This is a genomic window from Xanthomonas sp. SS, from assembly GCF_014236835.1.
Classification (GTDB): Bacteria; Pseudomonadota; Gammaproteobacteria; order Xanthomonadales; family Xanthomonadaceae; genus Xanthomonas_A.
Map to the genome: position 1 here is coordinate 416,009 of NZ_CP051190.1, position 20,263 is coordinate 436,271.

General features: G+C 66.2%; 24 protein-coding genes. 8 read left to right on the plus strand and 16 right to left on the minus strand.

Annotated elements, in window-relative coordinates; all coding sequences use genetic code 11:
• Nucleotides 1-43 precede the first annotated feature (43 nt).
• From aroE to HEP74_RS01910, 6 genes are all read left to right on the plus strand, one after another.
• A complete protein-coding gene (aroE, locus tag HEP74_RS01885; protein WP_185814948.1) occupies nt 44-892 on the plus strand; it encodes a shikimate dehydrogenase in 849 nt (282 codons plus the stop codon).
• A gap of 47 nt (nt 893-939) precedes the next feature.
• Nucleotides 940-1,266, plus strand: coding sequence for a hypothetical protein (locus HEP74_RS01890; protein WP_185814949.1), 327 nt, complete (start codon nt 940-942; stop codon nt 1,264-1,266).
• A gap of 106 nt (nt 1,267-1,372) precedes the next feature.
• On the plus strand, nt 1,373-3,472 hold the full coding sequence (dinG, locus tag HEP74_RS01895; RefSeq protein WP_185814950.1) for an ATP-dependent DNA helicase DinG: 2,100 nt from the start codon (nt 1,373-1,375) through the stop codon (nt 3,470-3,472).
• Between the two features lie 220 nt (nt 3,473-3,692).
• Nucleotides 3,693-5,216 carry a catalase gene (gene katB / locus HEP74_RS01900; RefSeq protein ID WP_221893151.1) on the plus strand — a complete coding sequence of 508 codons (1,524 nt, stop codon included), beginning with the start codon at nt 3,693-3,695 and terminating at the stop codon, nt 5,214-5,216.
• Nucleotides 5,217-5,284: 68 nt separating this feature from the next.
• Nucleotides 5,285-5,830, plus strand: a complete 546-nt coding sequence (locus tag HEP74_RS01905) for an ankyrin repeat domain-containing protein (protein ID WP_185814951.1) — start codon at nt 5,285-5,287, stop codon at nt 5,828-5,830.
• A 245-nt stretch (nt 5,831-6,075) separates the two neighbouring features.
• Entirely contained in the window at nt 6,076-7,656 is a 1,581-nt protein-coding gene (locus HEP74_RS01910) for an SDR family NAD(P)-dependent oxidoreductase (RefSeq protein WP_185814952.1), read from the plus strand.
• A gap of 50 nt (nt 7,657-7,706) precedes the next feature.
• Here HEP74_RS01910 and HEP74_RS01915 read toward each other — a convergent pair whose 3' ends face one another.
• Nucleotides 7,707-8,003, minus strand: coding sequence for a hypothetical protein (locus HEP74_RS01915; RefSeq protein WP_185814953.1), 297 nt, complete (start codon nt 8,001-8,003; stop codon nt 7,707-7,709).
• A gap of 7 nt (nt 8,004-8,010) precedes the next feature.
• Nucleotides 8,011-8,436, minus strand: a complete 426-nt coding sequence (locus HEP74_RS01920) for a hypothetical protein (protein ID WP_185814954.1) — start codon at nt 8,434-8,436, stop codon at nt 8,011-8,013.
• A gap of 278 nt (nt 8,437-8,714) precedes the next feature.
• On the opposite strand from HEP74_RS01920, the gene HEP74_RS01925 reads away from it, so the two are divergent.
• Entirely contained in the window at nt 8,715-9,245 is a 531-nt protein-coding gene (locus tag HEP74_RS01925; protein WP_255427853.1) for a TfoX/Sxy family protein, read from the plus strand.
• A gap of 36 nt (nt 9,246-9,281) precedes the next feature.
• On the opposite strand, the gene HEP74_RS01930 is transcribed toward HEP74_RS01925, so the two are convergent.
• Complete coding sequence (locus HEP74_RS01930) at nt 9,282-9,749, minus strand: metallophosphoesterase family protein (protein ID WP_185814955.1); 468 nt, start codon at nt 9,747-9,749, stop codon at nt 9,282-9,284.
• Between the two features lie 141 nt (nt 9,750-9,890).
• Here HEP74_RS01930 and HEP74_RS01935 point away from each other — a divergent pair, with 141 nt between their 5' ends.
• Nucleotides 9,891-10,196 (plus strand): hypothetical protein, encoded by a 306-nt coding sequence (locus tag HEP74_RS01935; RefSeq protein ID WP_221893152.1) that lies wholly within the window; start codon nt 9,891-9,893, stop codon nt 10,194-10,196.
• A gap of 498 nt (nt 10,197-10,694) precedes the next feature.
• Here the strand turns inward: HEP74_RS01935 and acpA are convergent, their stop codons facing one another.
• The 13 genes from acpA to HEP74_RS01995 form a co-directional block, all read right to left on the minus strand.
• Nucleotides 10,695-12,395: an acid phosphatase gene (gene acpA, locus HEP74_RS01940; protein ID WP_185814957.1), complete on the minus strand. Its 1,701-nt coding sequence runs from the start codon at nt 12,393-12,395 to the stop codon at nt 10,695-10,697.
• A 312-nt stretch (nt 12,396-12,707) separates the two neighbouring features.
• Nucleotides 12,708-13,106: a VOC family protein gene (locus tag HEP74_RS01945; RefSeq protein ID WP_185816455.1), complete on the minus strand. Its 399-nt coding sequence runs from the start codon at nt 13,104-13,106 to the stop codon at nt 12,708-12,710.
• A 115-nt stretch (nt 13,107-13,221) separates the two neighbouring features.
• On the minus strand, nt 13,222-13,503 hold the full coding sequence (locus HEP74_RS01950; RefSeq protein ID WP_185821911.1) for a hypothetical protein: 282 nt from the start codon (nt 13,501-13,503) through the stop codon (nt 13,222-13,224).
• A 144-nt stretch (nt 13,504-13,647) separates the two neighbouring features.
• Nucleotides 13,648-13,992 (minus strand): hypothetical protein, encoded by a 345-nt coding sequence (locus tag HEP74_RS01955; RefSeq protein WP_185814959.1) that lies wholly within the window; start codon nt 13,990-13,992, stop codon nt 13,648-13,650.
• A 2-nt stretch (nt 13,993-13,994) separates the two neighbouring features.
• Nucleotides 13,995-14,483, minus strand: coding sequence for a YcxB family protein (locus HEP74_RS01960; RefSeq protein WP_185814960.1), 489 nt, complete (start codon nt 14,481-14,483; stop codon nt 13,995-13,997).
• A 79-nt stretch (nt 14,484-14,562) separates the two neighbouring features.
• Nucleotides 14,563-15,549 (minus strand): AI-2E family transporter, encoded by a 987-nt coding sequence (locus HEP74_RS01965; protein WP_185816456.1) that lies wholly within the window; start codon nt 15,547-15,549, stop codon nt 14,563-14,565.
• A gap of 210 nt (nt 15,550-15,759) precedes the next feature.
• Nucleotides 15,760-16,074, minus strand: coding sequence for a hypothetical protein (locus HEP74_RS01970; RefSeq protein ID WP_255427854.1), 315 nt, complete (start codon nt 16,072-16,074; stop codon nt 15,760-15,762).
• Nucleotides 16,075-16,177: 103 nt separating this feature from the next.
• Nucleotides 16,178-16,597, minus strand: a complete 420-nt coding sequence (locus HEP74_RS01975) for a YfbO family protein (RefSeq protein ID WP_185814961.1) — start codon at nt 16,595-16,597, stop codon at nt 16,178-16,180.
• 68 nt (nt 16,598-16,665) lie between these two features.
• Nucleotides 16,666-16,989: a hypothetical protein gene (locus tag HEP74_RS01980; RefSeq protein WP_185814962.1), complete on the minus strand. Its 324-nt coding sequence runs from the start codon at nt 16,987-16,989 to the stop codon at nt 16,666-16,668.
• 46 nt (nt 16,990-17,035) lie between these two features.
• A complete protein-coding gene (locus HEP74_RS22070) occupies nt 17,036-17,209 on the minus strand; it encodes a hypothetical protein (protein ID WP_255427855.1) in 174 nt (57 codons plus the stop codon).
• 213 nt (nt 17,210-17,422) lie between these two features.
• Nucleotides 17,423-18,229 carry a trypsin-like serine protease gene (locus tag HEP74_RS01990; RefSeq protein WP_185814964.1) on the minus strand — a complete coding sequence of 269 codons (807 nt, stop codon included), beginning with the start codon at nt 18,227-18,229 and terminating at the stop codon, nt 17,423-17,425.
• Between the two features lie 83 nt (nt 18,230-18,312).
• Nucleotides 18,313-18,534, minus strand: coding sequence for a hypothetical protein (locus tag HEP74_RS21850; RefSeq protein WP_255427856.1), 222 nt, complete (start codon nt 18,532-18,534; stop codon nt 18,313-18,315).
• A gap of 356 nt (nt 18,535-18,890) precedes the next feature.
• Complete coding sequence (locus HEP74_RS01995) at nt 18,891-20,111, minus strand: PQQ-dependent sugar dehydrogenase (protein ID WP_185814965.1); 1,221 nt, start codon at nt 20,109-20,111, stop codon at nt 18,891-18,893.
• Nucleotides 20,112-20,263: the final 152 nt, after the last annotated feature.

Consider the following 20,263-nt stretch of genomic DNA (forward strand, 5'->3'; position numbering starts at 1 on the left):
CTTCGGATGTCGCGACCAGTCTAAAACAACCAACGAGCGTTCCATGCCCACATCCCGCTATGCCGTGTTCGGCCATCCCGTCACCCATTCGCTGTCGCCGCGCATCCATGCCGACTTCGCCAAGCAGACCGGCATCGCCCTGCAGTACGACGCGATCGACGCCTTGCCGGACGGCTTCGCGGCGGCACTGGCGGCCTTTGCCGCGGAAGGCGGCGTGGGCGCCAACGTGACCCTGCCGTTGAAGGAAGCCGCGTATGCGCTGAGCGTGATCCACAGCGAGCGCGCGCAGCGCGCCGGGGCGGTCAACACGCTCAGCTTCCGCGACGGGCAGTGGCACGGCGACAACACCGACGGCGCCGGCCTGGTGCGCGACCTGACCGGGCGCAACGGCCTGGACCTGCGCGGCCGCCGCGCGCTGCTGATCGGTGCCGGCGGCGCCGCGCGCGGCGTGGCGCCGGCGCTGCTGGAGGCCGGCGTGCAGCAGCTGCTGATCGTCAACCGTTCGCCCGAGCGCGCTGATGCGCTGGTCGATGCGCTGGGCGAACCGGCGCGCGCCATTTCCCGCTACTGGGAAGACCTGCGCGAACTGGGCGACTTCGAACTGATCGTCAATGCCACCGCCGCCGGCCGCGACGACAGCGCGGGGTTCTCGCTGCCGCTGTCGCTGGTCAACAGCATGACCCTGGCGGTGGACCTGAACTATGGCGAGGTCGCGATCCCGTTCCTGGCCTGGGCGCGTGCGGCCAACTGCCGCGATACCGTGGACGGCCTGGGCATGCTGGTCGAACAGGCGGCCGAGAGCTTCGAGCGCTGGCATGGCGTGCGCCCGGACACCGACCCGGTCTACGCCGCGCTGCGCGCGCGCGACGCGGTGCTGGTCAGCGCCGACTGACCTTTTTTGCGCCCCGGCGCTTGTTTCGTAGCTAAACGGAGATTCCGATGGACGATGGATTCGTGATGCAGCTGTTGACCACGGTAGGCTTCCAGCTGCCGATCCTGATCGTGCTCGGCACCGGCCTGGTGCTGCTGGCCACGCGCCGCCCCGGCCGCGCCCGCACGCTGGGCCTGTGGGGCTTGAGCCTGCTGCTGCTCGGTGGGTTGTGCGGCACGGTGACCTCGCTGCTGCCGATGTGGATCATCGCGCAGGGCGGGACCTACTCCAGCTACGCGGTCTGGTTCGGCATCCTGCAGGCGGTGTTCACCCTGCTGCATGCGGTGGCGATGCTGCTGGTGGTGCTGGCGCTGCGCCTGGCGTTGCCGCGCTGACAGGCTGCGCGCGGCATCGGCGGCTAGCCGTTCACCTTTCCCCGGCACGCGGCGGCCAGACCTGGGAAAATAGCCGGCCGATCCCCGGCACGAGCAGACAGGCGGCATGGAAAAGGCAGCACCCACGCGGCAGTTGACCGACGAGATGAAGGCCGGCATCCGCGACGCCTACACCAAGCTGCAGGCCAACACGCCCGGCTTCATGGTGCGCCGCGCGCAGAGCCAGATGATCGGGGTGGTGTCGCGCGCGCTGGGCACCTCCGGCGGCGTCGGTGTGGCCGAGGCGCCGACCGGCGTCGGCAAGAGCCTGGGCTACCTCACCGCCGGGGTGCCGATCGCGCTGGCCAGCAAGAAGAAGCTGGTGATCAGCACCGGCACCGTGGCATTGCAGTCGCAGCTGGTGGAACGCGATATCCCCGCCTTCCTCAAGGCCACCGGCATCGAGGCGACGGTGGCGCTGGCCAAGGGCCGCACCCGCTACCTGTGCGCGCGCAACGTCGCCGAACTGCATGGCGAAGCAGCGCAGAACAGCATGTTCGAGGACGAGGCGCCGCTGTACGACCGCCCGCTGAGCCCGGCCGAGGCCGAACAGGCGCGCGCGCTGGCCAAGGCCTACGCCGACAAGACCTGGAACGGCGATCTGGACACCGCGCCGGAGCCGATCCCGGCGTCGTTGCGCGCGCGCATCACCACCAACGCCGCCGGCTGCGCCGGGCGCCGCTGCTCGTTCGCGGTGCAATGCCCGGTGCTGAAGGCGCGCAGCGACGTGCGCGATGCGCAGATCGTGGTCACCAACCATGCGCTGCTGCTGTCGGCGCTGGCGTTGGGCGACAGCGACAACGGCCAGCCGCTGATCGCGCCGCCGGCGGACATGCTGCTGGTGCTCGACGAGGGCCACCACATCGCCGGCGTCGCCATCGACCAGGGCGCCGCAAACCTGGCGCTGGACGACATGGCGCGGCGCACCGGCCGCCTGCAGGCGCTGGTCGGCGCCGCCTATCGGCTGGCCGACAAGGACACCATCGGCAACCAGCTGCCGAACGAAGCGATCGAACTGGCGACCCAGGTCAGCAAGGGGCTGAAAACCTTCCGCGCCGAGATCGAACGCGCCTGGGTGCCGGAGCCAGGCCAGGAAGAGCCGATGTGGCGCGCGCCCAACGGGCGCCTGCCCGAGGACTGGAAACCCTTCATCGATGCGCAGGCGCAGGACACCGCCGCGCTGCTCAACTGGGTGCAGGCCGCGCATCAACTGGTGGCCAAGTCCAAGCAGGAAGACGCGGCCAAGGAGCGCCTGCAGCGCAGCCTGGGCATGGCCCTGGAGATGGTCGAGCAGCAATACGCGCTATGGCTGGGCTGGCGCCGCGAGGACCAGGACGGGCAGGCGCCGATGGCGCGCTGGATCACCCTGTCGCGCGATGCCGACCTGGTCTGCCATTGCTCGCCGGTGTCGGCCGCGCAGGTGTTGCGCGCGCTGCTGTGGAGCGAAGTGGACTCGGCGGTGCTGACCTCGGCCACGCTGACCGGCGGCGGCGATTTCCAGGCGCTGGCGATCGACAACGGCCTGCCCGCGCATGCGGAGATGGTGTCGCTGTCCTCGCCGTTCGACCTGCCCAACCAGGCCGAGCTGATCGTGCCGAAATTCCCGGTGGCGCCGGACGACCGCGAAGGCCATCCGCGCGAGGTCGCGCGCTACCTGGTCAAGGAACTGGACTGGGGCAAGGGCTCGATCGTGCTGTTCACCTCGCGCTGGAAGATGCTCAAGGTCGCCGACCTGTTGCCGATCGCGCAACGCAACCGCGTGCTGGTGCAGGGCGATGGCTCCAAGTCGCAGATGATCGGCGAGCACATGCGCCGCATCGGTGCCGGAGAAGGCTCGGTGCTGTTCGGTTTGAATTCCTTCGGCGAAGGCCTGGACCTGCCCGGCGAGGCCTGCACCACCGTGGTCATCACCCAGGTACCGTTCGCGGTGCCGACCGATCCGCAGACCGCCACGCTCGGCGAGTGGTTCGAAAGCCGCGGTCTCAACGCCTTCAACCTGATTGCGGTGCCGCACGCGCTGCGCACGCTGACCCAGTTCGCCGGGCGCCTGATCCGCAGTTCCAGCGACCACGGCCGGGTCATCATTCTCGATTCGCGGCTGCTGACCAAGCGCTACGGCAAGCGCATCATCGATGCGCTGCCGCCGTTCAAGCGGGTGATCGGCTAGCGCCGCGCGCTGTCTACATATTGATGTCGCTTGCTTCGCATCGCGCCGCTTGTGCAATGCGCACATGCCACGAAGTGCAAAGCGCAACGCACATGGGCGAGGACCGCAGTCACAACGGCAGGCACGCATGCATCCTGCCTATCGCAGTCATAGCAACTAACGAATTCTCAGCCTGCGGTTCCGCCGCCATGCTTCAGCTCCCTCAACACGAGCTGACGCCATGCGCCCTGGAACACTGTTGGTGCTCGCCCTGCTGTCGCAGACCCTGATCGTTCCCGCCGGGTTCGCGCAGTCCACGCTCACCCGCGACAACGGTGCGCCGGTCGGCGACAACCAGAACTCGCAGACCGCCGGCGCCACCGGCCCGACCCTGCTGCAGGACGTGCAGCTGATCCAGAAGCTGCAGCGCTTCGACCGCGAGCGCATCCCCGAGCGCGTGGTGCATGCGCGCGGCACCGGCGTGCATGGCGAGTTCACCGCCAGCGCCGACATCTCCGACCTGACCAAAGCCAAGGTGTTCGCTGCCGGCGCGAAGACCCCGGTGTTCGTGCGCTTTTCCTCGGTGGTGCACGGCAACCATTCGCCGGAGACGCTGCGCGATCCGCACGGCTTCGCCACCAAGTTCTATACCAGCGAAGGCAACTGGGACCTGGTCGGCAACAACTTCCCGACCTTCTTCATCCGCGATGCGATCAAGTTCCCGGACATGGTGCATGCATTCAAGCCGGATCCGCGCAGCAACCTGGACGACGATTCACGCCGCTTCGATTTCTTCTCGCACGTGCCCGAAGCCACGCGCACGCTGACACTGTTGTACTCCAACGAAGGCACGCCGGCCGGCTACCGCTTCATGGACGGCAACGGCGTGCACGCCTACAAGCTGGTCAACGCGCAGGGCGAGGTGCACTACGTCAAGTTCCATTGGAAGTCGCTGCAAGGCCTGAAGAACCTGGATCCGAAGCAGGTGGCGCAGGTGCAGGGCAAGGACTACAGCCACCTGACCAACGACCTGGTCGGCGCGATCAAGCAGGGCGACTATCCGAAGTGGGATCTGTACATCCAGGTGCTGAAGCCGGAAGACCTGGCCAAGTTCGACTTCGATCCGCTGGATGCGACCAAGATCTGGCCGGACGTGCCCGAGCGCAAGATCGGGCAGATGGTGCTGAACAAGAACGTGGACAACTTCTTCCAGGAGACCGAGCAGGTGGCGATGGCGCCGGCCAACCTGGTGCCGGGCATCGAGCCGTCGGAAGACCGCCTGCTGCAGGGGCGCATCTTCTCCTATGCCGATACCCAGCTATACCGCGTCGGCACCAATGGCCTGAGTCTGCCGGTGAACCGGCCACTGGTGGCGGTCAACAACGGCAATCAGGACGGGTCGATGAACTACGGCGCCACCGCGAGCGGCGTCAACTACGAGCCGAGCCGGCTCGCCCCGCGCCCCCAGGATCCGAACGCGCGCTACAGCCAGCTGCCGCTGTCGGGCAGCACCCAGCAGGCCAGGATCGCCCGCGAGCAGAACTTCAAGCAGGCCGGCGAACTGTTCCGCAGCTATAGCAAGAAGGAACAGCAGGACCTGATCCAGAGCTTCGGTGAATCGCTGGCCGGCACCGACGACGCCAGCAAGCACATCATGCTGTCGTTCCTGTACAAGGCCGATCCGGCCTACGGCAGCGGCGTCGCCCGCGTCGCCAAGGGCGATCTGGCGCGGGTCAAGCAGTTGGCCGCGCAACTGCAGGATTGATCGTTCACTGCGCAGCGCGGCGGCGCCTCCCCCACGCCGCGCTGCGCCTTCTTTGCCGGAGACCGAGCATGCTTCGCTTCCTTCTTCTCGCCTTGAGCCTGGTCGCTGTCTCGGCGACTGCCGCGCCCGCATCCGCCGACCCGGCGAGGATCCAGGCGCAACTACGCGACTACTTCTTCGATGCTGCGCGCGAAGGCCGCCAGGACATGCTGGCCGAGTTCATCCAGGCGCACTACGACCTCGATACCCGCGACGACAAGGGCTATACCGCGCTTATCCTGGCCGCCTACCACGGCCAGCAGCCGGCAGTGGAGCAATTGCTGCGTGCGGGTGCCGATCCGTGCGCGCAGGACAAGCGCGGCAACACCGCGCTGATGGGCGCGATCTTCAAGGGCGAACTGGCCATCGCCAAGCGGCTGATGCAGGCCGATTGCGCGCCCGACCAGCGCAACAACGCCGGCCAGACCGCGGCGATGTATGCGGCGCTGTTCCAGCGCACCGAAGTGCTGAAAGATCTCGCCGCCAATGGCGCCGACCTGCAGGCCAAGGACGCACAGGGCAACGACGTGGCCAAACTGCAGCGTGGCGAGTTCGCGCAGGCACCGCTGCGCTGAACCACGCAGGAGAAGCGCGGTGCGCCTAGGCATGGCCGGCGCGCTGCAGGCGAGCACTGTGGTTCAGCCGCCGACCATGGCGCCGAAGCCCCGGGATCGGCGAAAATACCCGCCCTGCCGGGCAACTACGGCTTCCTGAAACACGCTTCGCGCTGCCGCTGCCCGTTCGCTGCAAGGACTGGGCACGCCGCATCGCCGGCGGCGCCCGCCGCGCTGTCGTGCCTTCGCTTCTTCCTGGATCCGTCTTGAACACCACCGCCTCGCCCCCTGCCGCCGACGACCTGCCCCTGACCGAGCGCCTGCGCGTCGCCCTGGACCTGCTCGAAGCCATCGATGCCGACCGCAGCGTGCTCGACGCGCTGCCCGAGGCCGACCGCGTGCGCCTGCACCAGGTCGTCGCCAAGGTCTATCACCCCGAGCCCAAGGCGCGCCGGCAACTGCTCAAGCAGCAGGCGCGCGAACGCCACCAGGAGAAGGTGCGCAAGGCCGAAGCGCTGCTCGAGCAGACCGGCATCCGCGCGCTGCGGCGCAAGCCGGTGTTCAGCACGCCGAACTACTTCCCGCCGCATGCCGCCGGCCTGCACGACGCCAGCAATGCCGCGGCCGCCGAACCCGCGGCGGCGCAGTCGCCCGAGCTGCGCCACTGCTACGTGTGCAAGCAGAAGTTCACCCAGCTGCATCATTTCTACGACCAGATGTGCCCGGCCTGCGCCGAACTGAACTACTTCAAGCGCACCGAGACCGCGGACCTGCGCGGGCGCGTGGCGCTGCTGACCGGCGGCCGGGTCAAGATCGGTTACCAGGCCGGGCTGAAGCTGCTGCGCGCCGGTGCCGAGCTGATCGTGACCACGCGCTTCCCGCGCGATTCGGCCGCACGCTACGCGCAGGAACCGGATTTCGCCGAGTGGGGCCATCGCCTGCAGGTGTTCGGCCTGGACCTGCGCCACACGCCCAGCGTCGAAGCGTTCTGCAGCCAGCTGCTGGCCACGCGCGAGCGGCTGGACTTCATCGTCAACAACGCCTGCCAGACCGTACGCCGGCCGCCGCAGTTCTACGCGCACATGATGGCCGGCGAGACCGCCGCGCTGCACGAACTGCCCGAGCACGTGCGGCGCCTGGTCGGCCATTACGAAGGCCTGCGCAGCCCGGAACTGCTGCCGGCGGCATCGGCGACCACGCTGCCGGCGGGCCAGGGCCACGGCATCAGCGGCGCCGACGGTCTGACCCGTGCTGCCGAACTGTCGCAGGTGCCGTTGCTGGCCGACGAACTGCTCGGCCAGCAGCACCTGTTTCCCGAAGGGCGCCTGGACCAGGACCTGCAGCAGGTGGACCTGCGCGGGCGCAACTCGTGGCGCCTGCTGATGGCCGAAGTGCCGTCGGTGGAATTGCTGGAGACGCAGCTGGTCAACGCCATCGCCCCGTTCATCATCAACGCGCGGCTCAAGCCGCTGATGCTGCGCACGCCCGAGCGCGACAAGCACATCGTCAACGTGTCGGCGATGGAAGGGCAGTTCTACCGCAACTTCAAGACCACCCGGCATCCGCACACCAACATGGCCAAGGCCGCGTTGAACATGATGACGCGGACCTCGGCGGCCGATTACCAGAACGACGGTATCCACATGAACAGCGTGGACACCGGCTGGGTCACCGACGAGGATCCGGCCGAGATCGCTGCGCGCAAGGTGCAGGAAGAACGCTTCCACCCGCCGCTGGACATCGTCGACGGCGCCGCGCGCATCGTCGATCCGATCATCCACGGCTGCAACACCGGCGAGCACGTGTGGGGCCAGTTCCTGAAGGACTACGCGCCGACGGATTGGTGAGTGGGCGGAGAGGCCATGCGTCGCCGGCCTCCCGGAAACCGCTGCGCGATTCAGCCCGGTTGGCGCAGCCGGTGCGCCTTGAACAGGGTTCCCAGCCAGTTACCCAGCCGGCCGGTCATCCAGCGCAGGCCGAGAAACCAGAGACAGGCAGGCCATACCAGCAAGGCGATGCCGAGCGTCAACAGCTCGAGGTCGAATGCCGTCATCGTGCCGGCCACGTAGCAATCTCCGCGAGGCGGGCAGCCCAGCTCCGCGTACAGGCGTTCGATCCTGTCGGAGAGCGCCAGCGGAACGTAGGCGAGCGCGAGCCACCACAAGGATTGGATGATGCGCTTGAGCAGGACCACCTGCGCCTCAACCGGATTGGTCGGAGCCGGCCGTGGAGGCGGCCTGGTCATTTTCGCGGCCCCAGAACTCCACCAGGATGGTCATGACGGTCCACACGATCAGCGTCGGCTGGACCTTGCCGGGGATGACGTCGTGCGCTCTGAGCACCAAGTCGGCCATCCTGGGGAAGCTGAGCACGAGCACGGTCGTATAGATCGCATAGGCGACCCTGTGCCGGCTGTTGGAGATGAAGAGGATGGAAATGACGATGCCGGACAGCAGGGTCAGCACGACGCCGAACTGCCAGTTGTTGAGCGTTTCGGTACCGGTGAGCACGAACCCCAGCACGGCGCCGAAGAACATGTTCATGCCGTTGAGGTTTGCCTGATATTCGTCACTGGACATTTTCCCCAGGCCGGTCTTGCCGAAGACACCGCCGAACTTCTTCCACATGAGACATCCCCTTTGTCTGCGACGCGATCTAGATCGCCCATTTCCCACTGCATCGAGCGTTCGGCAACGCCTGCGCCCCCGCGCGGCATCCACCATGTTCCCCGTTCCCCGTTCCCGTTCCCGTTCCCGGCCCGGGCCGGTCGGCCCTGCGGCCCTGCGGCCAGCAGCCAACTCTAGCGGAGATTGGCGATGGCCACAGCACGATCGCGGCACGGATCGCCGCATGCGCGGTGCGGGAAGAGCGCTTCTATCCAAGGTGGGGCAGCCTCGACGGCGCCATGCGCATCGTCGATGCGGATCATCCACGGCTGCAAAGCCGTGGAGTCGGCGTGCGGACATGGGCGTATCGCTTGGCCAAGGATACTTTCCGATGCGCGGCGCACTCCGGCGCTTGCGCTTTGCCGGCCGCGATGCAGAATCCGGCATCGACCCAAGCGCAGAGCGACGACATGGCCTCCGATGCCAGCTACGTGGATTACGTCATGGAACAGGCGGCGCTCGGCGCCGCGCTGACCTGCAAGAAGATGTTCGGCGAATACGCGCTGTATCTGGACGGCAAGGTGGTGGCGTTCGTCTGCGACAACCAGGTCTTCGTCAAGCCGACCGCCGCCGGGCGCGCGCTGCTCGACGACGTGGTCGAACAGGCGCCGTATCCTGGCGGCAAGCCGCACTACCTGATCGACGAGGGGCTGGAGGACCGGAGCCTGTTGCAGCGCCTGCTGCGCGCCACGGCGCAGGCATTGCCCGCTCCCAAACCGGCCAAGGCCAGCAAACGCGCAAGCCGGCCCCGGCCGCCCGCGCCGCGCTAGGTCGCGCGTCGTTTCCCGGAATCCTGCAGCGCCGCTTCAGGTCAGCGCGTGCAGCTCGCCGCGGACGCCGCCTGCCTGCAGATGCAGATAGCCCACTCCGATCGGCAGGCTGAAACGGCGCGGTCCGGCACTGCCGGGATTGACGTACAGCACGCCGTCGCGGGTCTGCAGCAGCGGCTTGTGCGAATGCCCGCTGACCACCACGTCGACGGATACGGGATCGCGCGCCAGCGTCTTCAGATCGTGCAGTACGTGCAGGCGGATGCCGGCGATGTCGAGGTCCAGCGTGTCGGGCAGCACCTGCGCCCATGGCGCGGTATCGATGTTGCCGCGGATCGCATGCAGCGGCGCCAGCGCACGCAGCGCATCGAGGATCTCCGGCTTGCCGATGTCGCCGGCATGCACGATGGCCACGCAATCGCGCATCGCCGCCAGCGCCTGTGGCCGCAACAGGCCGTGGGTGTCGGAGATCAGGCCGATTCGCAGCGGCGGGACGGAAGGCATCGGCAGGGCTTGGCAACGGGACGGAGTGCTAGCCTAAACCCCACGTTCGCAAGGCCGCGTGCCGGTCTGAGCGAAAGACTCCTTTCACCACGTCGCGAGAACCACATGCCTGCAGCGCTCGATCGGGAACCAGCGGCCTACGTGGAAAAGGCCGACGCCGCCGCGATCCAGGTCCTGGCGATGCGTGGCGAACACGATGCGGCGCTGCGTGCGCTCGGTTTCGCATGCACCGGCGAGGCCGGCGTCCATGCCATGGTGGTGCACGACGACGCGGAAAAGGCCGAGGCCTTCCACGCGCTGCGCGAACTCGGCCTGGCCTTTGCCGCCGGAAGGGAATGGTGCCCGGCAGAGGTCTTCTGCTATCTGCGCGACAAGGGACTGCTGAGCGGACCGTTCCTGCGCATCGCCTGGACCCAGCCGGGCCGTTATCGAGTGGAGGAGGCGTGATCGCGTGCCACGCGGACCGGCTGCTCGCGACCGTGCATCCTGGCCGAGTCGCCAGGCGCATCGGCGAGCATGGCCGCTACGCCTCTGTGCTGCCGCGATGCGGCGTGCAGCGTCGCATCGCGGCGCCCGATTGATGGCCGCTTCGATGTGGCGGCTATCGGACCCACCACAAATGCTGCGTAGTACGTGCGGGCGGATACCTGCGATGTCGACGTCCAGCGTGTTGAGCATCGCCTGCGCCCATGACGCGGCACCGCTGTTGCCGCGATCGCTGCAGCCACGCGAGCGCAGCGCATCGAGGATCTCCGGATTACCGATGTCGCCGGCATGCACAATGGCGACGCAATCGCGCATCGTCGCCAGTGCCTGCGGCCGCAGCAGGTCGCGGATGTCGGAGATCCGATTCGCAGAGGCGAATCGGACGGCATTGGCGGCGGCCTGACGGGGAGGCCGATAGCCTAACTGCGCTGGCGGCCACCGTTCTCCCCAGGCTCCTGCTCAGGCGAAGTGCAGCGCGGCGGTCAGGTCGCCCGGGCGCACTCCGCTTGCGGCCTGCATGGCGCGCTCCCGTTCGGCCAGGCCCGGCAGCGTCTCCAGCCCGAAGCGGCGAGTGATGAAGCGCAGGATCGAGCCGGTGTCGTAGACGTTGTGATCGACATGCCCGCGCCTGGCGTGCGGCGACACCACCAGCGCCGGGATGCGCGAGCCCGGCCCCCAGCGATCGGCCTTGGGCGGGGCCACGTGGTCCCACCAGCCGCCGTTCTCGTCGAAGGTGATGAACACCACCGTCTTGTCCCACAGCGGGCCGTTGCGCAGCGCGTCCACCACCATCGCGATATGGCGGTCGCCGGCGGCCACGTCGGAATAGCCAGCGTGCATGTTTAGGTTGCCCTGCGGCTTGTAGAACGCCACCGGCGGCAGCGTGCCGGCCTGCACGTCGGCGATGAAGCGGTTGTCCGGGGCGCTGTCGCCCAGCCCGCCGTCGCGCAGGCGTCGCGCGCGCGCGGACGTGCCGGGAGCGAGATTGGCGAAATAGTTGAGCGGCTGGTGGTGGATCTGGAAATTGGGGCTGGTCGGGAACTCGGGGGTGTCGCCGGTGTCGCCCTTGCCCTGCACCGCCAGGCCCCAGCCGCCGGCATACCAGGCCCAGTCCACGCCCTTGGCATCGAGCGCGTCGCCGATGTGGCGGTGGGTCTGCGCCGGCAAGACGTCGGGGCTGTCGGGGGCGGCGTAGTCGGGGCGCGCCGGGTCCTGGCTGGTGCTGGGCTGGAACGGCGGGCTCAGGGTGTTGACCGCCCAGAAATCCGGGGTCAGCGCGCCGCCGCGCACGAAGCGCGGCTTGCCGTTGAGCGCGGTGTCCGGCGAATCCTCCTGCACCGCCAGGCGGATCTCGTCGGGCCGGTCGCTGGCCATGGCGCTGATCTGCAGTCGCGCCGGGCCGGTGTCCGCATGCGGGTAGTACGGCGCCTGCGCGGCGACCAGGTATTGGTGATTGAGGAACGAGCCGCCGAACGCGCCCATGAAGAAGTTGTCGCACAGCGTGTACTCGCGCGCCAGGCTCCACAGCCGCAGCGTGGCCGGGGCATCGGCGTAATGGCCCATCACCAGCCCGCCGGCATCGCTCCACGCGGCAAAGCCGTCGTTGCGGCCGCCATTGATCTGCATCTGGTTCTCGTAGAACCGGTGCACCAGATCGCGGGTGACCACGCCATGCGGCAGCGGCTTGCCGTCGGCCGTGCGCAGCGGGAACGGCGCATTGGGCAGCGGACCGATCGCGTCCTCGCCGATCTTGTAGCGGCGGTGGTCCACCACCTGCTCGTCCGGCGCCAGCCCGCCCCAGATCGGCGGCAGGATATCGAGCACGCTGCCGTCGCGATCGACCTGTCGCGCCTGCGCCGGCGTCACCGCCGACAGCGGCCGCTGCAGCCCGGGAAACTCCGGGAACAGATTGTTGAAGCTGCGATTCTCGGCGTAGATCACCACCACGTGCTGGATCTTCTCGCGCAGTTGCTTGTCCAGGTCGCTGGCCGACAGCGGGCCTTGCGGCGCGCGCTTGGCCGCCTCGGCGAGCGCCTCGGTGGGGCCGATGGCCAGCGCGCCGCCGGCCAGCGCCAGGCCGCCGAGCAGGCGACGACGCTGTGGGTTTTCGGGGGTGGCATCGGTGTCGGTGGACGCGGGGTCCTGGGGCGGCTTCTTCACGGTGTCATGGGCGTTGGGAGAAAGGCATCGACCAGTGTGGGCCGCGCAAATGACAAGTCAAAGCGGGCGGGACGGCTGGCCGGCGTGGCGTTCAGCGGCCGTATCGCAGACCGTCGCCGTGCCCTGCTGCGATCCGACAGGAAGGGGGGCGCCGACCAGCCGATCCAGCGGTGTTCGACGGCGGAGATTTCCCGCAAGGCCTTGCGTTGCGGGCAGCGCCTCACGCGATCGGTCGACGGCATGGCCGGCGCCTACGCCAGCAGCGATCGGAACGCAGGCAAGCGCCCACCAACCGCCGCAGTGTCGCCGCGCCTACGGCGCCCGATTGATGACGGCTTCGATGTGGTGGCCATCCGTATCCACGACGAACGCCGCGTAGTAATCGGGGCCGTAGTCCGGGCGCAGGCCGGCGGCGCCGTTGCTCTCGCCGCCATGCTGCAGCGCCGCTTCGTGGAACGCGACAACCGCATCCCGGCTGGGTGCAGCGAAGGCGAGGTGGAAGCCGGGACCGGGCGCGCGCGCACCGGCGCCGCGCAGCTTGATCGCCAGCTTGTCGCCGCCGCCGGGCAGTCCATAGCCAACGGCCTGGTCGTCGTCCCCGGGACTCAGGTCTTCCCACACCCGGACATAGCCGAGCGCACCCAGCACGGCATCGTAGAAGCGCGCGGCGCGTTCGATGTCTGCGACGCCGAGAGAGACGTGATGGAGCATGCTGTGGAGTTCCTGGTCGAGTGGACCGGCTCCGCCCTTGCGGGAGCGAAGTGCCATGTGTGTGGGACCGATCCGGATCGGACGATTTGACGCGTGGTCCGACGCGAGTGGCAGCTTACCAACGCCAGCCGTACTTCTTCATTCGCTTGCCATGCGCCCGCATGTCCTCCGCGGCCGTGGAACCCCTGCGGACCCTTCCATAGCGGCCGACATGGTAGGCGACAAGCGCAAGCAGGACGCCCAACAATGCATAGCCGACATGGCGAACGTCCTGCAGCGCGAAGGCGAGATACAGGTTGCGCAGTGCGCCCAGAACCAGCAGCAGGGAAAATCCAAGCATCACCAGGCGCCTGACGCCAAGCCATGTCGTCGCAACCGCTTCTTCTGCAGATCGCATGGGCCTGCGCCGGCTGCGCAGCCAGAGCAACGCAGAGAAAAGCACTGCCAAGAGGCCGAGAATGTAGATTCCAGAATGCGGCACGCAACTTCCCTGTCAGTCCCAATGTGTCAGCGCCGCGGTAGAGGCGCCTGGTGGCCTAGTTTAGGCGCCATTGAGCGGTTTGTGTTTCGCCCACTCGTGTTCGCACTCGGCGCGATCGATGCGAAACGGCTCGAACTCGTCTGGATCGGGTGCCGCTGCGCCGAGGCCGCCATACGCGTCCTCAAGGTGATCGCGGTGGTAGAACAGGACCAAGCCGGCGTCATGGATATCGATCTGCCGGCTCGGCCAGAACGCATCATCGGTCTCGAACAACCACCAGGCGTGGCCCCATACGCTGTAGCGATCGGCGCGGGACTGATTCCAACGGCGTTTGTAGTAGTGGGGCATCGGGTGGTGCCAACCCTTGATTGCAAGGGGCCAAGAGATGGCCTCGACCGCATGCATCGTCAGGAAACCTTGCCGCCCGCAGCCAGGACCCGGGTGCGGATGAACTCCGCGGCTTCCGGGGTGAGGTCGGCGAGCGGCAAGGTGACGAATTGAGACTTCGAAAGCAGCAGCAGCCAATAGGATTCGAATCGCCACACTTCGCAGACGGCCGACCAGGGCAGTGTCGTGGTGCCGGCACGCGAGGAAAGCGATAGCGAGGCTTCGGATGCTTCGAGCGTGCCGAGGGGAGCGCCCATCGCATCGAGCCTGAGCAGCGAGTGGCGATAGTGGATGGCATAGAGCGCTACGGGAAAGACAACGCCGAGCGCCAGTACGCCAGCCAGTACGCCGACCCACCAGGAGGCGTTGCCGCCGCGAACGAGGAACACAAGGGATCCCGCCACCAAGGCCAGGGCTACGAGATACCGCAGCCCGACGACGCGCCAGCAGAAGCTCGCCACGGCTTGCCGGATCAGCGTTCTGTCGTAGCGCAGGGTGGCGCGATGCATCGGATAACGTCCGCATTGGGCGCCGCCGTATGGCGGCGTCGGTCATGAAGATCCGCAGTCTACGCGCTACGCGGCTGGATCAATCCGCCGGTACGGCATCGTCTGCGTCGTCCAGCGCATGGTGGACGTACAGATGCTTGACCAGCACGTAGATCACCACGGTCAGCGGCGCCGCCAGCACCACGCCCATCGGTCCGAACAGCACGCCGATGCCGAACAGCGAGAACAGCAGCAAGGCCGGCGGCAGGTCCACCGCACGCGCCTGGATCAGCGGTTGCAGCACATGGCCCTCGATCTGCTGCAGAACCACGAACACCAGCAGCGCGCCCAGCGCCACCTGCGGACTGACGGTGAAGCCGAGCAGCACCGCCGGAACCGCCGCCACAATCGGGCCGACGATCGGGATGAAGTCCAGCAGCGCGGTCAACAGGCCGATGCCGAGCGCCACCGGAACGCCCAGCAGCCACAGCCCCAGACCGGTCAGGCTGCCGATCACCAGCATCGCCAGGAACTGACCGCCCAGCCAGGCGCGCAACACCTGGCCGCTGGCGGCCAAGGCCTCGTCGGCGACATCGCGCCGGTCGCGCGGCAGCAGCCGCAGCAGCCCGCGCCGATACAGCTTGGGCTGCGCGGCCAGGTAGACGCCGCCGACGAGCATCAGCACCGCGTCGGTGATCCCGCCGCCGGCCGACAGCACGATCGCGCCGGCATGCGTGGCCAGCGTCGAAGCGCCGTCGCGCAACTGGTCGGGAATGCTTTCGATCTGCGGCCCGAGCGGGCCGGACTGCAACCACGCATGGAACTTGTTCCAGGCCGCCGGCAGCGTGGTCCGGAAGGCGTCGATCTGGGCGGCGACTTCCGCGCCGAACAGCAACACGATCGACGACAGGATCAGCACTAGCAGCAGGATCACCAGGCCCAGTGCCGCCCATTCCGGGACCGGCAACCACTTGCGCAACGCCGACGCCAGCCCGTGCAGCAGCACGCCCACCACCACCGCGCCGAACACGACCAGCAGCAGTTCGGAGAGCTGCCAGGCCAGCAGCGCCAGGCCCACCAGCGCCATAACGACCAGCACGCGCGCCGCGAAAGGCCGCAGCGGGGACGGAGAACTTGGGGCGGAGGAAAGCATGTGGCACATCCCGGCAAACGGCAGTGTGCGGACGATACGGTCAGCGCAGTGCAAGGCGAGCGAAGAGCGCAAGGCGCTGCCGTTGCCTGAACCGTCCTGGCAGATGACGCAGACTCGGCGCGAATGACAGGTCCGGGCGCATTCCTAGCACGTAAAGAAGAAGTACACGAACGCCAACCCCAGGCCGCCCACCCACACGGCGATCATCCCGCAAAACCCGAGGACGATGACGGCCGATCGAGACAACCAGCGCATGCCGCGCGAGCGCCGGACAAGGTAAGCGAACAGCAGACTGCCGACGACGATGCCCATGGCGACGACGAGCCAGCCCAGCAGGTTGACGATCGGATTCTTCGGTCCGAATTCGGGCGGGCATTGGCTCGTCGCGTACGCGGGGAAGGAGAACGTCAGCAGCGCAAAGAGCGTGCTGTCTGCCGAATGCCGCCACTCAGTCTTCATGCGTGTGTGCCGGCGCCGAAGGCGCAAAGAACGGCGTCCCGCCAATGCACGCATCAAGCCGCACCGCGAAGCGGCACCGGGTGGGACAGATCGCTAGAACCCACTAGTCCCACCAACAGGCAATGGGGCTTGTTCCACTGGGAACTCGATAAGGCTCATAGGATTGATCCGCGAATCCCGCCCAAGTCTCGTCGGGCTTTAGCTCCTTGGGGAACCATGTCGCCACCTCCTCGGGTGTGGCGGAGGTCATGATGTAGACGGTATCCGAAAACGGCCACTCGGGAACATCGAACGCGGTGATCTGAACGCGGATGTCTTCGACATCCGGACGCCGCGCAATAGCGCGAAATAGGCTGTGGAACGCGTCGGGTGCCGGAGCGCCGCCAAGGTTGCAACCAATGCTCCCGACCTCGACGTTCCCCTCGAAGAACTCGTCGACGGTCAGTAGCGGTCGCGGGGTGTCAGGCTCGTCGGGATGCCCCAGACGGCTGACGCGTTCGGTGATGCGGTCTAGAGGGGGCATGTGGCTCTAACGTCCAAATTGAGCTGGTGCGTGAGGCGGCTTCGGATTGAGCATTGCCATGACTGGCCTCACTCACGCCCCTGCATGTTGCTTGCCTTGATCAGCTTTGTAACGGTGAGGACGCGTTTGCATACGCCGAGATTGCCATAGCTCCCCTGCGGTCCGAGTACGCCCTGCACCGTGACATGTGAGATGCCCCAGCGCTCCGGCAACTCAGCCTTGGACATGTTGCCGTTGATGCACCATTTTTCGTTCTTGTCGGCGGGGGTCAGATAGGCAAACTCAAAGTTGTAGAAGTACTCTCCCGAGTAGGTATCTGTGCCATCCGAGGTGGTGGCGCAGCCTGCGCAAAGTGCCGAAAGAAGTGCTATCAGACCTGTTTGACGTCTCATGTAGCGCCCCAGCGTCTGGATTGAGCCACGCCGCGTAAATGAATTATTAGGACTGTACCGCAGCATTGCCGGGCTCTGAGAAGGTGCCGAGTAGAGTTTGCTCGAAGCCGAAAATGCTCACGGTTTTGTAGTCGATCATTCGGATGCGGGAGATGGCAAGCTCGACAAGCGATGGGTCCGCATTGGTCAGGCTGTCTTTGACGCCGAGATTGAGGTCCAAGAGCGGAAAGATCCAACGGGGATCGCCCACCTCCAGGAAGTCGTGAAGAGGCAGCTCGCTTGGGCACTCGTAAACGGTGATCCAGTGGGATCGGAAGTCCCCGAACTCACGAAGCTCCAACCCGCAGTGGCTGCAATATCTGGACATCGACCTAACGTATGGGTTGAGCCGAGCCGCGAGCGACTTCGGCTTGAAGGACTGGTTGGCGTCCGCCTACGGTTGCATAGAGACGATGCTTTCAATCCACTCGCTGTAATGACTCAGGCGAACATTGCAGGTGATTTGACCATACCTGCCAGGCGTCCTGATAGTGCTTTGAGGATCTGACCATGAGGTCAATCCGGCCACCAGCCAATCCTTGTTGGCCTGGATAAGGACTGGCCCACCACTGTCACCACTTCCCGACCCGCCTTCAAGGGGAAGGGCGTCCGATGGTTTGTCGAACATATAGCAGAGCCAGCGGCCATCGGCGCTGGTGACTTTGTTGTACGCACGGCGAAGCTGCGTGCGGTGAGCGTCACTGAATTCGTAGCCAGTGACCCCGTTACCCGTAGCGCCTTTCCCTATGATCTTGACGACATGACCGAACTCATCACTGCTCTTGTTGATTGCGGCTGGAGCGACATCGGTAACGGGTTGGGCCAATTTGAGAAGCGCGATGTCATCTGAGGAGGATAGAACCACCCTGAAAAGCGTCCAGTCCCAAGTAGCCAGCGCTTGGTCGAGTAGCGCTTGCGGAGGCTTCTTGTAACCTGGATGTATCACGAGACGTTCAACGTCCCTGGATATCCCATTGATGGTGACCTGCTTGATGTCCGGTTGCCAGGTAACCGCATGGGCAGCGGTTACCACCCATTGCGGCGCAATCAGCACGCCATGCCCCTCGCCAGGCATGTCAACCAAGGCAGGAAACTCAGATGCCGGAACTCGATACTTCGAGTCGTCAACGTCATCCCGAATGACGATTGCGCCCGCACTGAAGGGCACAACAAGCAGTGCGAGTAGCAAGAGCCGGGTCATATGCGATTCCTTTGAAATTCTCTTCGAGTGGCTAGCGCTTGAATCGAGCCAAGCCGCGAGGCGGCTTCTGCTTGAGCAAAATACTAGGCCCCCGCTGCTTGCCCCGGCCGCCAGCCAAGGAGGCGGGCAGGCAGGAGCAGGATGGCGTGCAGGAGCGCGAACACGGCTGAGAACGTGATCCCCACTAGGCGGAAGGGCAGGGTCAGTAGCCAAACGATTGGCCATAGGACCAAGGCCAGCAGGGCCAGTGGCCAGCACAGAACGAGGAGAAGGCACCACGCAACTGTCGCAATTAGCGCTTTCACGATGCGGCTCCTTTGGCCGGTGGGCAGAACCGGAAGGATTGCAGCTGCATGGCAACGCGGCGACTGGCGTGCGACGAACGAGCCAAAGCACCCGATAAAACGCCAAATAGGGCGACGAACTCTCCCAGCGGGCTAACGCCTGAGTCAAGCCGATCTGCGAGGTGAGTTCGGCTGCAATGGTTAGGCAGATCCATACCGCCGCCCGAGCCATAGCTTGATGTTACCGAGGTTAAAGGCGTTGACGATCCGAGTAGCTACAGACCTCCAAGTCCGAAAGGCGCTTGTCCGACGCCCAAACGATCGGGCCCAGGTACTCAACGCTTGAGTTCTACCCTCATCCGCCGCCCCTCAGGGCATTACTTCGGCGTGAGTCGGTACAGGCCGCCGGGTTGCGCATCTTCCAATACCCACAACGCGCCATCCGGCGCCTCTTCGATATCGCGGATGCGTTTGTCCAGGCTCCAGCGCTGAACCGCGGTGGCGCCGCCCTTGCGGTCAACGGTGACGCGAATGATCCCCCCGCTGACAAGGCCGCTGATCAAGGCGCTGCCCCTCCACTGCGGGAACATGCTGCCCTTGTAGAACATGATGTTGCCTGGTGCGATCACCGGTACCCAATAGATCACGGGCTTGACGAGATCGGGACGCGTGTCCGGGCTGGGGATGGGCACGCCGTTATAGTTCATGCCATAGGAAACCAGCGGCCAGCCGTAGTTCTTGCCACGCTGGATCAGGTTCAGTTCGTCGCCGCCTTGAGGGCCGTGCTCAAGCTCCCACAGTCGACCGTCAGGCGCGAAGGCGAGGCCATACGGCGTGCGGTGGCCGGTGGACCACGTTTCGGCCGGCGTGAGGTTGGGGCCGGGGAACGTATAGGTGCTGACGACCGGAGCCGTCTTGGCTGCTTCGGTATCGGCCGCCGGATCGATCAGCGGAATGGTGGCGGCACCGACCTTGCCTGCCCACGGATTGCCGGGCGCGGGTTTGCCGTCCAGCGTCAGCCGCAGGATCTTGCCAGCCGGTTGATCGGGATCCTGGGCCGGCGTGAAGCGCTGGCGGTCGCCCACGGTGAGGAAGAGGTATTTGCTGTCCGGTGAGAAGGCGATCTGGGCGCCGGCCTGGCCGCCCTTGCCCGTGGGCATCTGGCGCCAGAGAACCTGGAAGTTATGCAGCCGGGCCTGATTGCCTTCCAGAACGAGCTGGCCTCGGCCCATGGCCAGGCCGCCGCCATAGTCGCCGGGCGCGACATAGGTAAGGTACACATTGTGGTCAATGGCGTAGTGGGGCGAAAGGAAGACGCCCAACATGCCGTTCTGGCCTTCGACATAGCTGGCCGGGATGCCCTTGATCTCGGTCTTGGCGCCACCTGGCGTGACAAGCTGGAGACGGCCGACCTTCTCGGTCACGAGCATGCGGCCATCGGGCAGGAAGGCAATGCGCCAGGGCAGGTCGAAGCTAGCGACCTTGGTGACCTTGAAGGGGAGGTCGGGATCGGGTTTCTGACCGCCTGCGTTGGTCTGTGCGTGGGCGGCGCTTGTGAGCAGAGCACCAACCAGGAACCCGCTTGCCAGCTTCATCATGTGCGTGTTTCCTTGCGGCCGAGTGACCTGGGAGATCCTAATGTCTTGAATGCTGTTTGGGTGTGACGGTTTGTTTAATCCTGGCGTGAAGTCGGAATGAAAGTCCTGATTTCGAATTTCCAGTTGAAAATTCTTATCGGAAGTCACATCGC